We start from the raw sequence: 14,727 nt of genomic DNA on the forward strand, positions 1-14,727 counted from the left end.
TAAAAAGTTGAAAAAATATTAAAAACAGTGTAGAAATATATAATATATAGTAATAAGATGAGCTTAGAGATAAAATGGGATGTAAGTAAATTTGGGGTTTACTTACATTAAATATATAAACAACTAAATTTGAGCTATAACTTCAATCTCTACAAGTCCATTTTTTGGTAAAGTTTTTACAGCAACTGTGCTTCTAGCAGGAAATTCTCCACTAAAATAGCTCGCATAAATTTCATTTACAGCCGCAAAATCATTAATATCAGCTAAAAATATCGTTGTTTTTACAATATTTTCAAAACCAATATCCGCCGCAGCTAGTATCGCACGAACATTCTCCATGCTTTGCTTTGCTTGTGTTGCGATGTCCTTTCCAGCAAACTCACCCGCTGGCGTTACACCAAGCTGACCTGACGCAAACAAAAAACCATTGGCGATGACTGCCTGCGAATATGGACCTATAGCCTGAGGGGCACTTCGTGTGTGTATGATTTTTTTCATATTTTCTCCTTATAAATTGTCTGAAATTTACTGTCTATTTTCTATACCGATTGGGAGTGGGATATAAAGCTCCATTTTAGCCTTGACTTTTTGAAGCTTATCTGAAACTTTTACCTGATCGCTTGGCACTCCAGTTTTTATCATCATTTGCTTTAGGCTATTTGCACGCTCATTTGCAAGCTTTTCAAGCGCACTTTCTGAAATTTCTCTCATCTTAATGAGCTCATCATACGCATTTTGTGGTACGCTCTTAAATTTACGCATCGAAAGCTCTTTGATGACTTGCATTTCACTTATATTTCGTGCATTTGCCTGCATCGCAATATCCCTATCTAACAAGCGTTTTTGAATGGCAAGCTTATCTATCGTCTCATCATAAGATGGATTTATCACGAAAATTATATCCTTTTTTGTCTCAGTTATCGTCTTAAATTGCTCTACTTTTTTTGCCTGTGATTCCATAAATTCGCCATCCCCCGCACTAAAATCAATAGTAGAAAGTTCCTGAGAATTTGCTATACCAAGCACATTTCCAAGCAGCCTAAACGGCGAGGTCACAACATCATTAAAAAGCTGGACGATAGCCTGCCAAACAATGCCCCCATAGCTAAACTCAGGATTATCCAGATCGCCACTAACTGGCAAATTTAAGTCGATAATGTTTCTAGAATCTTGCAAAATAGATATTGCAAGCTGCAGTGGCAAGCTCATCGCATCTGCAGACTCCACGCTCTCTCCAAGTTTTATCGTGTCGATTACGACATTATTTTTGCCATCCATTTTGCCATCTTTTATCAAGTAAGCAAGCGATAAACTTATAAGCCCACTATCTATCTTTCGCCCTACAAAAGTCGCACTATAAGGCGTTATCTCATTTAGTTCAACATCCTTAAATTTTAGCTTTATATCGCTAAATTTCTTTGGCTCAAACACATCAATTCGGCTCTGAATACTCGCACTTCCACCACTTCCGACCGTGCCTTGCATAGATATGTTTGTAACATCGCCACTACTTACTTTATCTATCTGAGCATTTAAATTTCTTATATCAAAAACAAATGGAAGCACCAAGCTATCATCGCTAAAGTCGATATTTGCATTATTTAGGCTAATATTTTTTATGCTAGTTTGAAATTCATCTTTACTTGATTTATTGGGCTTTTGCTCATTTTTTTGTTCAGACTTATTATCATTTTGCTTAGAGAGCCGAGAGAGATTTATACTCTTGTCTTTAAAGATATGCACCTTTGCAAAAGGCTCATTTATCGTAACATCAGTGATGTCTACGCCCTTTTTATTAAGCAATATCTTTTTTATCTCAAGCTCATTTACACCAGCCACCTTTGTACCGTTTGTATCATTTAAAATAAAATTTTTAAGCCCAAATTTTCCATTTATCTTGTAGCTCTTGTCAAGTTTTACGCTACTTTGAAAATTTGCCACACCTTGTGCTATGCTAGCATTTAAATATTTACTCAAAATGGCATTAAATTTTGTCAAATCCCCAGCCACAACTTTCGTTTGAAGCTCTGCATTTAAAGGCTCGATAGCCACTTTACCCTTTGCTTCCAAGGTAACATCGTCGCTAGTTTTTAGAGCTAAATTTACACCAAATGGCTTACTTAAATCACTTGAAAAGTTTGAAATTTTCGCACCTTTAAGCCCTATTTCATGCTTCATAGCCTCATCAGTAAAACTTTGCGTGATCTTTGAGCTAGCATTTAAAAACTCTATATTTTCTATATTTGCCACAAAATTTGTCTCATAGCTTTTATCTTTTTTGGCTATTTTTGGCGTATTTTTCTTGTTAGATTTTAGTATAGCAAGCTCGTTTATAGCTTTTGAGCCATCTTTACTTAGCTCATCATTATAAAAAAGTGAGTCAAATTTTACATCTTTTATGTCAAGTGCCGTTTGTAAAAGCTCAAAATTTAAGCCATTTACTGCTAATTTTTTAAATCCAGCAAAACTCTTTGACGAAGAGAATATATCGCTTTTACCTAGCATTAAGGAGTCAAGCTCTGCATTTTTTCCATCAAATTTTAATCCATTTGCACTTATATCATCAACCACAACAAACTTCTCATTTTTTGCATTTACTTGAATTGGTTTAGTTTTGATATTAGATAAATTTGTTGCTATGCTTGTTGTGTTTTGCTCATTTTTTAGACTCACATTTAGGTCTAAAAACTCTATATCTTGACTCGCTACATCAAAGTCAAAACCTTGAAATTTAGTCCCCTTAAAACCAAAATCATCACCACTAATATCCATATAACCAAACTCATCTTTTGCACTAAGATTAAGGTTGTTTAGATAAAAAATATCATTTTTTACGCTTATTTGGGGATTTTTAAAGATAGTGTTATTTAGACCAATTTTTGGCAAAGAAAGTATAAACTGCTTATCATCTAGTCCAAAACTAGCTGATACATTTTTTATCAAAAAAGTGTCGATATTTGCAAAATTTTGCTCATCTTTAAAAGAAAGACCTGAGCTATTTAAATCCAACAAATTAAGACGAAAAACATCGCTCATATCATACTTTAAGGCATTCAAAACAACTTCATTAATACTAGCAAAACTACTTGAATTATGCTCTATACCACTTATTTTTAACCCTGAAATTTCACCATCAAGGCTCAGGCTTTCATCTCTTAAGAGATTAAATAAAATATTATTGACCTCGCCACTTTTAAGCAAAATTTCATCTTTTGAAAAACCATCAAAAAGAGCTTGCCCTATATTTAGCTTAAGATCGTTTTTTCCACTAAAATTTCCCTTAAAATTTATATCCTCAAAAGCAAGATTATCAAGCTTTATTGTGCTATTTTGCTCATTTATGTTAAAATTTTTTGCGATGATTTTTGAGTCATCAAAACTTAAGCCAACACCCTCATCACCGATATTTATGCTATATTTTAGCGTGGTATCTATCGTACCTTTTGTGACATTGAAATCGAGATCGCTCATATAGCTTTGCCAAATTTTATCCATTTTTAAGCCGCCAAGCTTGATGTCGCCATAAATTTTTAATGGATTTAAGCTCACGCCGCCTCGCCAGTCAAACTCCTCAAGAACATTTGAATTTGTCTCTAGTATGTGCTTACCGATACTATACTCTTTAAGATTTATGTTTTTTATCTCGTAGTTTAGGTCATTTAGTTTCACCTCAAATGGACGCTTTAGGCTCGCATCAGCATAGCGGACATCGCCATTTATGATCTTAAATTTATTTAAAGTAAGGTTAAAAAAGCTCTCTTTATTATCGTTTTCATCGCTATTTTTGCTATCGCTACTAACAACTAGTGAATCAAAGTTAAATGTAAAATTTGCCTCTCTTTGGATATTTGTATATGGCTCAAAAAGTCTAATAACTTCTATGTTTATATTTTTTGAAAAAATTTCAGAAAAATTCAGCTCAAAATCAAGTTGCTTTACGCTAAAAATATCAGCATAAGTTTTTAGACTCACATCAGTAGCATTTAGTTCAAATTTATAAGGGTGAAATTTTGCCTCTTTTACGATTAGTGTTGCATTTTTATCAGCCAAAAAACTTGGGATAACGCTTTTTAGAATCCATGGCACACCAAAAAAACCAAAAATTGTATAAAATGCTATCAAAAAAACAACTGTTAGAAAAAAGATACAAGACTTTTTGTATTTTTTATATAGATTTCTCAAGATTATACCTTATAAATTTTCTGCATTATAACAAAGCAAGGCAAATAAATAAAAAATTTTTATGTTATAATCGCATAAAAAAGGCTTTTTATGTTTCCTGTGCGGTATTTTAGGTTTGTTTTTGCTTTTATCATGGCACTTTTTATGTCCTTTATAATCTCTGGTGCTTTAAGCTTTTTAAACCTTGGACTTGTTGATGATTTTATAAAAATTTGGATTATAAACTGGGGCAAAGCCTTTGTTTTAGCCTATCCTTGCGTGCTTATCATCTCGCCGCTAGCCACAAAGATGACAAAAGCCATTTGCAAAGAGTGAAAATGAAGCTTATCTTAGCACCAAATGAGTTTTTAGATGATTATGTTTTGGGTTGCGAGTTTGCTAAAAATGCCAAAATTTCAGGCAATGCCTATTTGTTTTGGAAAGGCGTGATCTCGGCAAAATTTGAAAACTCACGCATAGTTTTTTTACATAAAAAAAGCATTTTACCAAAGTATCAGGATGTGATTTTAAAATGCTCTGATCTAAGCGGGCTAGTGCTTACCTCAGTGTTTTGCTCATTTACCACGCTTGCTAGCTCGCACCTTATAAAATCAAACGGATCAAAGCTATATCCGCTCTTTGAACTTAGCGAAATTTGCGGAGTGAAGTTTATAAATTTAAAGAAATTTTACGATGATTTTGGGCTTGATTATAGTCTAAGAATTTACATAGAAAAGTGTAAATTTTTCTCGCCCACTCCATTTGAAAAGCGTATAAAACTCACCGATACGCTTTGTTTGGGATACTACTAGGCACTTTTGGGATTTGGGTAGGGTAAAACACCTTGCCACTACCCAAATTTTAAAATATTTAAATTTGCTTATAAGGAGCTTGGCCTACTTCATAAAAGTTATTTCCCTCGCTATCAATAGCCACAATCGCTGGGAAATCCTCAACCGTGAGCCTTGCCACCGCCTCTGGACCAAGCTCAGGATAGGCCAAAACCTCGTATTTTTTGATACTTTGACTTATCAGCGCCCCAGCCCCGCCAATGGCCACCATATAAACACAGCCTGATTTTTTCATAGCTTCCACTACGGCTTCGCTGCGGTATCCTTTGCCTATCATGCCATTTATGCCGACTTCGTTTATCATGGTTGGAGTGTATTTATCCATCCTGCCACTTGTCGTAGGGCCTGCTGCACCGATAACATCTCCCGGCTTTGCTGGGCTTGGACCAAGATAATAAATCGTCTCGCCAGCTAAATTTACTGGTAAATTTTCACCCCTTGCTAGTGTTTCTGTAAGTGCCTTGTGAGCGGCATCGCGAGCTGCTATAATGGTGCCTGAGATAAGGACATTGTCGCCTGCTTTTAGACCTTTTACCACCTCTTTATCAAATGGTGCGATGATTTTTTTGATCTCTGACATAATATCTCCTTAAATTTCAGCTTCTGCATGGCGTGCTGCATGACAGTTGATATTTATAGCCACCGGAAGTCCTGCGATATGGGTTGGATACCATTCTATATTTACCTTTACAGCGGTGCTATCTCCACCTAGTCCTTGTGGGCCAACGCCAGTTTGACATGCCATTTGCAACAACTCATCTTCAAGCTGTGCGTATCTAGGATCTGCATTATGACTATCCGCATTTCTAGCAGCTGCATATTTCGCCATAAGAGCGGCTTTATCCATCGTACCACCTATGCCTACGCCTATCACGAGTGGCGGACAGGCATTTGGTCCAGCAAGTTTTACAGCCTCTAAAAAAACCTTCTTTACACCTTCCAAGCCATCGGCTGGCACGAGCATTTTTAGTATGGACTTGTTTTCACTTCCAAAGCCTTTTGGAGCGACTTTTATGTGAATTTTATCACCTTTTACCATACGTAAATTTATAACTGCTGGTGTGTTATTTTGAGTATTTTTACGCTCAAAAATCGGATCATTTACAACTGATTTTCTTAGATATCCGCCTACATAGCCCTCGGCAACTCCTGCATTTATGGCATCTTCGATAAAGCCACCCTCTATACGCACATCTTGTCCTAGATCTACAAACACAACCGCCATTCCAGTGTCTTGACATATCGGTGCTATGCGTTTTTGAGCTAGGTCTGCGTTTTGTAAAATTTTACCTATTATATCCTTGCCAAGTGGCGAACGCTCGCTGCTTTGAGCCTTGATAAAAGCCGCACGCATATCTGGCGTAACCACATAACAGGCTTCTTTGCACAGCTCACTCACGACTTGCGTAATCTGCGAAGCTTGAACTATTCTCATTTTACCTCCTTAAAATTTATCCTATTATATACCCCTAAAACAAAATTTAACTTAAATTTATGATATAATTTTATAAAAAAGGAAAACAAAATGAAACTAGCACAAGCACTTATACTTCGCGGGGATTTACAGATCAAAATTTCTGAGCTTTCGCGTAGGTTATCGCAAAATGCGACCATTCAAGAGGGCGAAAAGCCAGCCGAGGAGCCAGCGACACTGCTAGCAGAGCTTGAAAGCTGTTTAAATGAGTTTGAAAGCGTAGTCGCAAGGATAAATTTAACAAACGCAAAAAGCATTATAAACGGCACAAGCTTAACGCAAATGTTAGCTCAAAAAGAGCGTTTATCGCGTGAAATTTCCATCCTAAATGACTTTATCGCAGACGCTTCATCACTGACCAATCGCAGCACAAAAACAGAGATAAAGATACAAAGCTCCGCTGATGTCAAGACGCTACGAGCTAGATCAAACGAGCTAAGCCGTAAGCTAAGAGAGCTTGATATGCTTATCCAAGAGAGCAACTGGAGTATTGAGCTAGCATAGCTAAAACACGAAAGGTAACAAATTTAGCGAGTGTGACCCAGTGTCAGGGTGTGGCACAAATTTAACATAGCACTTTGGGCAGTGCAAGCTTACATTTAGCCCTTAAACTTACAAGCGCAATGTTACAACTCAAACTCTTACTACCACACACTAGAAATTTGCGAGGGCGGGAACGGGGTGTGTTTGAAACTTACAAAAGGGCTTAAATTTTAAAACCTGTAAAACTCATTTTAAAACCTTTTCTATCTCACTCCAGCCAAGCTCTCTTGCATACTCTTTTGCAGTTTTACCGCTTTTGCTTAAAGCATTTTTATCAGCTCCCAGCTCAAGCCAAAGCTTTACAAGTGTTGGGTTACCAGATATCGCAAACTCATGTAGCATCGTAAGTCCAGCCTCATTTAGCTCATCTATCTTGTCTAAATTTCGCCCAGCCACTTGCGGTATTCACTAGCGGAGTTTATACACGGTTAAATTTTGCGGACTTTGCTTTTGATCTACGACGACTAAGATATCGTTAAAATCACCAAACTCAAAGCCCCAAGCCTCATAATACTCCGCCCTTTCTTGCTCACTCATCTCACTTCTAATAGCTTGCGCGCTAAATGCCCTGTATGCCCTGCCCTGATAGCCAAACATCTAGTCGCTTATCTCATTAATTAGCACTCTAACGCTACCACCTTGTTTGACATTTGTAGGATCATTTATCAGCACACCCGTGATAAACTCCCCATCAAAATCAATCTCGCTCACCCACATATGCTCCCCACGCTCTTTACCATCTATCATCTGCGTAAAAGCACTTTCACGCAAACCGCATCAAGAGCAGGAACGATACGGCGATACTCCCAAAACAGCCCACGCCAAAAATACCCAAACATAGCACATGCCATTTCGTAGGCATCTTGCATCTTATCCTCGCCACTTTTTATATAAAACATCGGCATATCAACCACTTTATCATCAACTATATCTTTTGCTTACTGATTATTGTTTCAAAAAATGCCATTTTAACCCCTTTGATTGAAATTTAAAAGTATTATGTCGTTTTTTGAAAATTTTATAAAATTAAATGCAGAAATATAAAAGGTCGGAGAGCTCCGACCTAAGTTTAGTTACTCTTGTTCGCTCTCTTCGAGCTTTTTTCTAACTTTTACGCGTAAAATGCTAGCCCCATCCATCTTTCTGACCTCATAGTAGCATAGCTCATCTTCGACCCTGTCCCCGGCAACAGGCAGGCGACCTATTAGATTAAAGACATAGCCACCTATCGTAACTTGATCCGTCTCATCATCAAAACTTATACCAAGTAGCTCTTCAACACTCTCAAGATCATAGCGACCGTTAAATTCAAATATATTATCATTTATCTTTTTATACTGTTCGCTAGCATCATCATGCTCATCATTTAAATCGCCCAAAACCTCTTCTATGACATCTTCCATAGTTAAAATTCCAGCCGTTCCGCCATACTCATCAACAACAAGAGCAGCTGACTTTTGCTCTTTGTTCATTAGGGTAATAATCTTTGATATAGAAAGGCTTTCAGGGACGATTAAAAATTCACGCACAATGCCGTCAAAGCTTTTATTTTTATTTTCACCAAAGTGAATTTGCAATATATCTCGTATGTGTATCATACCCAAAACAACATCTTTGCTTCCATCCACATAAGGATAGCGTGTGTATTTTGACTCAAAAATCAGCTTTAAATTTTCTTCAAAACTCTTTTGTTTATTTATGCAAACCATATCACGGCGTGGTGTCATTATCTCTTTTGCGACCGTATCACTAAAATCGACCGCATTTTTAATAATCTCTGTCTCAAAGTCATCAAGCACTCCGCCCTTCAAGCTCTCGCCGACAATTATCTTTATCTCCTCTTCAGAGTGAGCAAGATCGCTCTCTTTAGCAGGTGCTATACCAAGCATTTTTAGCCCTATCGAAGCTAAAAAATCAAACATACGAATAACTGGCGAAAGAAGTACCCAGAAGATATGTAGCGGGCGGGCGATTTTAAGGACTGATTTTTCAGCTTTTGCTATCGCAACAGATTTTGGTATCAACTCACCTATAACAACATGAAGTAGCGTTATAATGGTAAATGCAATGGCAAATGAAACACTATGAACCACAATGGCATTTGCTCCAAAATGCTCAGCCAATGGCTCTTCAATGAGTCTTGCCACCGCTGGCTCGCCTATCCAACCAAGAGCCAGAGAGCTTAGCGTTATACCAAGCTGAGTGGCGCTAAGATAGGTATCAAGGCGGTTCGAGATATCATATGCAAGTTGTGAATTTGGGACTTTCTCTTTTATAAGCTCTTCAAGGCGCGACTTACGAACCTTTACGATAGCAAATTCAGAAAGAACAAAGAAGGCGTTTAATAAAACAAAAAATATCGCAAGTGCGATCATAAAAAGCGAGTTGTCGCTACTGGGGTGCAATTAAAATCCTTAAAGTTTAAAATTTAAACGCTCATTATATCATAAAAGCTAATTTTTTTAAAATTTTTGTTAAAATTGACGAAAAAATAAGGTAAAAATATGAAAATTTTACAACATTTACGCCAAAAACGCCCTCTTATTCATTGTATAACAAACTATGTAACTGTAAACGATGTCGCAAATGCATTGCTTTCGGTTGGTGCTTCGCCAGTGATGGCAGATGATGAGAGCGAAGTTGGTGAAATAACAGCTATCTCAAATGCCTTACTTATAAATATAGGAACACTAAATTCTCGCACTATATCATCTATGATAAAATCAGCAAAAAAAGCAAATGAGCTTAAGATACCTATAGTATTTGATCCAGTCGGGGTCGGTGCTAGCACACTTCGCAATGAGACAGCTTTTAGGCTTTTAGAGCAAGTAAATTTCACTCTTATTCGTGCAAATGCTTCTGAGATAAGCTTCTTAACTAGCAAAACCGGTGGAGCAAGGGGTGTTGATGCTAGCGAAAATGAGCTTGGAAAAGATATACTTGAGCATATAAATGCGGCTAAAATTTTAGCAAAAAAATATAACTGCGTAGTCGCTGTTTCTGGAAAAACTGACATTATAGTAGATGAAAAGCAGACAAAACTTTGCAATAACGGTAGTCCTATGATGGCAAATATAACTGGTAGCGGATGTATGCTGGGTGCAGTGATGGCAGCTTTTTTAGGCGCAAGTGATGATAAATTTGAAGCTGCACTAAAGGCAGTATGCACCTTTGGCATAAGTGGTGAAATGGCGGCCGAAAAAACCATCGCTAATAACGCAGCAAACGCTACCTTTAGAACAAATTTTATCGACGCACTAAGCTTTGTAGATGATGATATCCTAAATAAACGGGCAAAAATTTTAAGCCATTAGTGTGGTGGCTTAAATCCTTTTGCCAGTATCACTAGATATTTACAAGACCAGATAATAAGTCCAAGCGCTAGTAAAAATGCACTTAAATTGATAAAAAATATATAATCAAGCTCAAAATTTAGACTAACTCCTGCAAACAAACGCGCAAAAGACACAACCCCAACAAAAACAAATATAGTCGTAGCAAAGCCCGAAGCATGCGGAATTTGCCCTGAATGCCCAAGGGTAACACGAGTACCAAAGCCTATTAATATCGTCAAAAAGTATCCTATAGCAAAGGCATGCAATGCACTTTTTTCAAATACCAAGCCAAGATTTAAAATTTCATTTAAGCTGTCTAAAAATGAGATAAAAAATCCTATCGGTATCCAATACAAAGAGATATAAAGCACCCAAAGTATCGCTGGCGAGCTAAAAAGTGGAAGCCTCCAAATACAAAACTCCCTAGCAAAAAGTACAAAGAGCAAAAAGCTAGTTAAAAGTAAAAATTTTGCCCCAAAAAAACTAAGCCCCAAAACATGCAAAAACAGCAATACATATAAAATAGACATAAAAATTTTTGTGCGCTTTATGACATAACCTTGCACTTTAATCGATGTAAAAAATGGTATCATGCGCTGTGAAACCGCATAAACCACAACAAACAAAAATAGATAAAAACCCCCATATATCGCAAAAAACTCAGACCCTACGCCAAACTTAGCTAACAAAAACAAAGCATGAAACATTAGCCCGCTAGCAAGCCCGACTAACACCCAAAAAGTATCGTGTTTATCTTTTAAAAGTGACTTTTTGTGGATATTAAAAAGTAAGAAAAAGCTAAAAATTTGCGCTACCAAGTTTAAAATCATAAAAATTTTTGCATCAAAATCAAACAAGAAAGCCATCAAAATACCAGCAGTGCTAATAGCATAAGCAAAAAAATGACGCATATAAATGCGCGATGGTATCTGTGCTTGGACTAAGAATTTTGGAAAAACTACAAATAAAAAGCCAAGAAAAAACTGTATAAAAACGATAAAAACAAAGGCATATGCATGAAAGTCTATCACGCCATAGCCGATATTTAAAGCGCCCGTATAAACGCCAAGAAGCAAAAATGTAAAGGCGATGAGTCCAAGCATGCCACTTACAAAAAGTGGCTGGTGTGGTTGTGCACAAAACCGCTCATACCAAGTGGCAAATCGACCTTTAGATGGCATAGGTGTTGGTGAAAATTTTAGCACTTGGCTTTGTGGTGATTTTTGGCTAGAAAATATGGTATTTTGTCCTGATGGTTTAAACATATTTGCTCCGAAATTTATTTTATTTTGCCTTATTTTATCGTGAAAAATTTACTTTTACATTGATGAAGCACAAGAAATTTACATGGTTTTTAAGATGAAAATTTGTATAATTTACACTTTGGGTAGATGTCCGAGTGGTTTAAGGAGCACGCCTGGAACGCGTGTGTGGGGCAACTCACCGAGAGTTCGAATCTCTCTCTATCCGCCACTAACTTTTTTTCTCCGTTTTATTTTTTTCTAAAAATTTCTAAATAACTCATATTAAGGACCAAAAATGACAACCATAGGCACAAAAAAAGAAGATAAATACCACCTATAACTTGATAAACAAGCAAAGATTACTAAACTACTTTTGCTCTTTTTGCAAAATGTCAATCTTATAAAAACTGGGTTAAATTTTCTAACCACTAAACCATATTATCTATAGCCATTTTCTTCAAGCTTTTGCATAAGATGCAAAACATCTATGCCTCGCTCTTGTTCGCGCTTTAAAAGCTCTCTTTCGTAGATAAATTTATCATCCTTGTTTATATCATAGTCCTGATTGTTTTTACTTTGTGATTGAATGGGCGTAAAGTTATCATCTGTATTATATTCTTCTTGCGCTACATTGTAAGCATCTAAGGTTTTTATCGCTATTTCATTTAAAATATCTCCAATATTTTTGTCATTTTCAAAGCCATTTTTCAAAAAATCTAAAAATTGCTGTTTGCTTTGTTCATTTTCATATATTACTCTATTTTGGGGAGTTTGATTAAAAAACATAACTCTTTTATTAGCTGATGTTTGGGTTATAAGCAAAGAGTCGTCTTCTAAAGATATTTTAACATTAGCGCGATCGCCTAAAATTTTTTCGACCGCATATTCTAACCACTTATTTTTAAATTCTTTAACATCCATATCCGCATCAAGAAGCTTTGAAGCATCTCTTGAAACTAGCGAAATGCCAAGTCCTGTGCCTATAGTGCCAAGTTTTATATCAAATTTATCAATAAGCTCATCTACTTTAAACACTTGTCCTGCATAACCAAATTCATAGTCCAAGCTCAGAGCTTTTGTGCTATCTATAAACCTTTTTAGACTATCAGACTCATTTTTACTTATAGAGGTATCAAGACCATTTATCTTACCCCACATGCTTATTTTATCGTCTTTTGTGTATCCGCTTAGTGAAAATATCCTACGGACATTTAAAGATTCGTTGTCATCTAGCTTTAACTCTTTTCGCCAATTCTCGTTAAATTTATTGAAGTCCATTTTAATATCAAGCGTTTTAGCAGTCTTAATCTCTGATAAATTGTTAAGATTATTGCTTAGCTTGCGATAACCAAAATTTCTACCCGAACTCAATCCATTTAAGCTGTTTAACATGTACTTCTCTCTTATATTGTTTTTTACAAATTTTTATATATCTAAAGTATCTTATATCACATATCGACAAATTTTAGAATTTGTTTATAAAAAATAAATTTATTCTCATTTTAAGGTCAAAAAATTAAGTTTAAAAGACTTATTTTGATTTTAATATCTATCACAGCTTTAAATAATATAATACGCAAATTTTTACAAAAAGGATTTTACATGAAGTCACTAAGGATTAAGATTATAGCTGGGCTGGTAGTGCCTATTTTAGCGCTAATTATTTGTGTTAGCTTTATAACTTATAAGATCGCTCTGATATCCATAAAGAAAGAATCATCGAACAAGAGTTGCCGCTAGCTGTTAAAAATGTCGAGCTAGAAGTGGAGTCATCTATAAACAGAGTCATAAACGCATCATTTCAAATGACACAAAATAGATTTCTTACAAACTGGGTTGATGAGGGCGAACCTGAGGAGCAAATGCCAGTTCTTTTAGAGTACAACGATGCTTTGATGAAAAATTTATCGCTTTCAACTGCTGTATTTATATCTGATAAAAGCTTAAAATACTATACAAACAAGGGCGTTTTAAAGACATTAAGCAAAAGTAATGAGCGTGATTCGTGGTATTTTAATGCTAAAAATGGTGAGGCTATAAACTCTATAAATATTCAAGAATTTGAGGGCACTGGCGAAATAATGCTCTTTGTTAATAGTAAGGTGATGAAAGATGCAAACTACTACGGTATAAGCTCTATTGGAGTAAGCTTAGATAATGTCGTAAAACTTGTGACTTCAAAGACTATGGGCGAGGGAAGTAAGTTTTTAATGGTCGATAAAAATGGCGTTATTAGGATAGAAAATAGCGACAGAGTCGGCAAAGCAAAGCTATCAGATGTCATGAGTAAAGATAAAGTTGATGCTTTATTAAATGAAAAAGGCGGAGTCATATCTCACTATAATGGCGATAGAAATTTACTGATCGCATCACAATATGTCCCTAGTATGGACTGGTATCTTATAGGTGAAATGGACGAAGATGTGCCGCTTAAAGATCTTCAAAATATTCTAAATGCTTCTTTGATAGTTATCGTTGTATCAGTTCTTGTAGGGCTTATCATATCTCTTGTTTTATCTAGTTATCTGCTTAAAAATATATTAAAGATAAAAGATGGCTTGCTTTCATTTTTTGACTTTTTAAATTTCAAATCAAACAAAGCAATGCCGATAGATATAAACTCTTCTGATGAATTTGGTCAAATGGCAAAACTTGTTAATGAAAATATCTCAAAGATAGAAAAAGATAAAATTCTTGAAAATGATTTTATTAGTGATGCAAATAACTTTGTTGATAAGATAAAATCGGGCGATTTTACAGCACAACTTCACGCAAGCACCACAAACCCTGCACTAAATAAACTAAGCGACACATTTAAAGCGCTTCAGGTGGCACTTAGCACAGCTGTTTCTAAAAATATAGTGGATATTGAAAATTTACTAAACAGCTACACCAACCAAGACTTCACAGCAAAACTAGAAGATAGCGGTAAAATGGCAGTTGGTATCAACGCTCTTGGAGAAGAGATAAGAAGAATGCTCACTGCAAGCTTTGAACAAGCCCAAATCCTTCAACAAAAAGCTCAAATCCTAGCTGATTCTATGAAACAAGTAACAGATGGAGCAAACTCTCAAGCAAATAGCTTACAAGAAAGTGCAGCAGCAGTTGAAGAGATGAGT

At 36.0% G+C, this 14,727-nt stretch carries 13 protein-coding genes, 1 tRNA gene and 1 pseudogene; 6 read left to right on the forward strand and 9 right to left on the reverse strand.

Annotated elements, in window-relative coordinates:
- Positions 1-123: 123 nt before the first annotated feature.
- Positions 124-498 carry a RidA family protein gene (locus tag LQV35_RS08785; protein ID WP_230057507.1) on the reverse strand — a complete coding sequence of 125 codons (375 nt, stop codon included), beginning with the start codon at positions 496-498 and terminating at the stop codon, positions 124-126.
- Positions 499-525: 27 nt separating this feature from the next.
- Positions 526-4,182, reverse strand: a complete 3,657-nt coding sequence (locus tag LQV35_RS08790) for a DUF748 domain-containing protein (protein WP_230057508.1) — start codon at positions 4,180-4,182, stop codon at positions 526-528.
- Between the two features lie 90 nt (positions 4,183-4,272).
- Between LQV35_RS08790 and LQV35_RS08795 the strand changes: the two genes are divergently transcribed.
- Together LQV35_RS08795 and cheQ are read left to right on the forward strand one after the other, a co-directional pair.
- The gene (locus LQV35_RS08795) at positions 4,273-4,497 is read left to right on the forward strand and encodes a DUF2798 domain-containing protein (RefSeq protein WP_230057509.1); all 225 of its coding nucleotides are present in this window, start codon (positions 4,273-4,275) and stop codon (positions 4,495-4,497) included.
- Between the two features lie 2 nt (positions 4,498-4,499).
- Positions 4,500-4,973, forward strand: a complete 474-nt coding sequence (gene cheQ / locus LQV35_RS08800) for a cheVAW transcriptional regulator CheQ (protein ID WP_230057510.1) — start codon at positions 4,500-4,502, stop codon at positions 4,971-4,973.
- A gap of 58 nt (positions 4,974-5,031) precedes the next feature.
- On the opposite strand, the gene LQV35_RS08805 is transcribed toward cheQ, so the two are convergent.
- On the reverse strand, positions 5,032-5,592 hold the full coding sequence (locus LQV35_RS08805; RefSeq protein ID WP_230057511.1) for a Fe-S-containing hydro-lyase: 561 nt from the start codon (positions 5,590-5,592) through the stop codon (positions 5,032-5,034).
- A 9-nt stretch (positions 5,593-5,601) separates the two neighbouring features.
- Complete coding sequence (locus LQV35_RS08810; protein WP_230057512.1) at positions 5,602-6,447, reverse strand: fumarate hydratase; 846 nt, start codon at positions 6,445-6,447, stop codon at positions 5,602-5,604.
- A gap of 90 nt (positions 6,448-6,537) precedes the next feature.
- On the opposite strand from LQV35_RS08810, the gene LQV35_RS08815 reads away from it, so the two are divergent.
- Positions 6,538-6,990, forward strand: a complete 453-nt coding sequence (locus LQV35_RS08815) for a DIP1984 family protein (protein WP_230057513.1) — start codon at positions 6,538-6,540, stop codon at positions 6,988-6,990.
- Between the two features lie 225 nt (positions 6,991-7,215).
- Here the strand turns inward: LQV35_RS08815 and LQV35_RS08820 are convergent, their stop codons facing one another.
- The 3 genes and pseudogenes from LQV35_RS08820 to LQV35_RS08835 all read right to left on the reverse strand — a co-directional run bounded on the left by LQV35_RS08820 (position 7,216) and on the right by LQV35_RS08835 (position 9,404).
- Positions 7,216-7,425: a hypothetical protein gene (locus LQV35_RS08820; RefSeq protein WP_230057514.1), complete on the reverse strand. Its 210-nt coding sequence runs from the start codon at positions 7,423-7,425 to the stop codon at positions 7,216-7,218.
- A gap of 12 nt (positions 7,426-7,437) precedes the next feature.
- Positions 7,438-7,934, reverse strand: a pseudogene (locus tag LQV35_RS08825) (DUF2314 domain-containing protein).
- A 168-nt stretch (positions 7,935-8,102) separates the two neighbouring features.
- Positions 8,103-9,404 (reverse strand): hemolysin family protein, encoded by a 1,302-nt coding sequence (locus LQV35_RS08835; protein ID WP_230057520.1) that lies wholly within the window; start codon positions 9,402-9,404, stop codon positions 8,103-8,105.
- Between the two features lie 129 nt (positions 9,405-9,533).
- Here LQV35_RS08835 and thiM point away from each other — a divergent pair, with 129 nt between their 5' ends.
- On the forward strand, positions 9,534-10,343 hold the full coding sequence (thiM, locus tag LQV35_RS08840; protein ID WP_230057516.1) for a hydroxyethylthiazole kinase: 810 nt from the start codon (positions 9,534-9,536) through the stop codon (positions 10,341-10,343).
- Here thiM and LQV35_RS08845 read toward each other — a convergent pair.
- The gene (locus tag LQV35_RS08845; protein ID WP_230057517.1) at positions 10,340-11,629 is read right to left on the reverse strand and encodes an NnrS family protein; all 1,290 of its coding nucleotides are present in this window, start codon (positions 11,627-11,629) and stop codon (positions 10,340-10,342) included. The genes thiM and LQV35_RS08845 overlap by 4 nt on opposite strands.
- Positions 11,630-11,749: 120 nt before the next feature.
- Here LQV35_RS08845 and LQV35_RS08850 point away from each other — a divergent pair.
- Positions 11,750-11,837: transfer RNA gene (locus LQV35_RS08850), tRNA-Ser, on the forward strand.
- 209 nt (positions 11,838-12,046) lie between these two features.
- On the opposite strand, the gene LQV35_RS08855 is transcribed toward LQV35_RS08850, so the two are convergent.
- Positions 12,047-13,000, reverse strand: coding sequence for a hypothetical protein (locus LQV35_RS08855; RefSeq protein ID WP_230057518.1), 954 nt, complete (start codon positions 12,998-13,000; stop codon positions 12,047-12,049).
- Between the two features lie 338 nt (positions 13,001-13,338).
- Here LQV35_RS08855 and LQV35_RS08860 point away from each other — a divergent pair.
- A partial coding sequence (locus tag LQV35_RS08860; protein WP_230057519.1) for a PDC sensor domain-containing protein occupies positions 13,339-14,727 on the forward strand: 1,389 nt, incomplete at its 3' end.

Source organism: Campylobacter suis (assembly GCF_905120475.1).
GTDB lineage: Bacteria > Campylobacterota > Campylobacteria > Campylobacterales > Campylobacteraceae > Campylobacter_A > Campylobacter_A suis.

Excerpts from the sequence above, each read along its gene's own strand:
- LQV35_RS08785 (WP_230057507.1), bottom strand. The coding sequence starts at position 498 with ATGAAAAAAATCATACACACACGAAGTGCCCCTCAGGCTATAGGTCCA.
- LQV35_RS08795 (WP_230057509.1), top strand. The coding sequence starts at position 4,273 with ATGTTTCCTGTGCGGTATTTTAGGTTTGTTTTTGCTTTTATCATGGCA.
- cheQ (WP_230057510.1), top strand. The coding sequence starts at position 4,500 with ATGAAGCTTATCTTAGCACCAAATGAGTTTTTAGATGATTATGTTTTG.
- LQV35_RS08805 (WP_230057511.1), bottom strand. The coding sequence starts at position 5,592 with ATGTCAGAGATCAAAAAAATCATCGCACCATTTGATAAAGAGGTGGTA.
- LQV35_RS08810 (WP_230057512.1), bottom strand. The coding sequence starts at position 6,447 with ATGAGAATAGTTCAAGCTTCGCAGATTACGCAAGTCGTGAGTGAGCTG.
- LQV35_RS08815 (WP_230057513.1), top strand. The coding sequence starts at position 6,538 with ATGAAACTAGCACAAGCACTTATACTTCGCGGGGATTTACAGATCAAA.
- LQV35_RS08835 (WP_230057520.1), bottom strand. The coding sequence starts at position 9,404 with ATGATCGCACTTGCGATATTTTTTGTTTTATTAAACGCCTTCTTTGTT.
- thiM (WP_230057516.1), top strand. The coding sequence starts at position 9,534 with ATGAAAATTTTACAACATTTACGCCAAAAACGCCCTCTTATTCATTGT.
- LQV35_RS08845 (WP_230057517.1), bottom strand. The coding sequence starts at position 11,629 with ATGTTTAAACCATCAGGACAAAATACCATATTTTCTAGCCAAAAATCA.
- LQV35_RS08855 (WP_230057518.1), bottom strand. The coding sequence starts at position 13,000 with ATGTTAAACAGCTTAAATGGATTGAGTTCGGGTAGAAATTTTGGTTAT.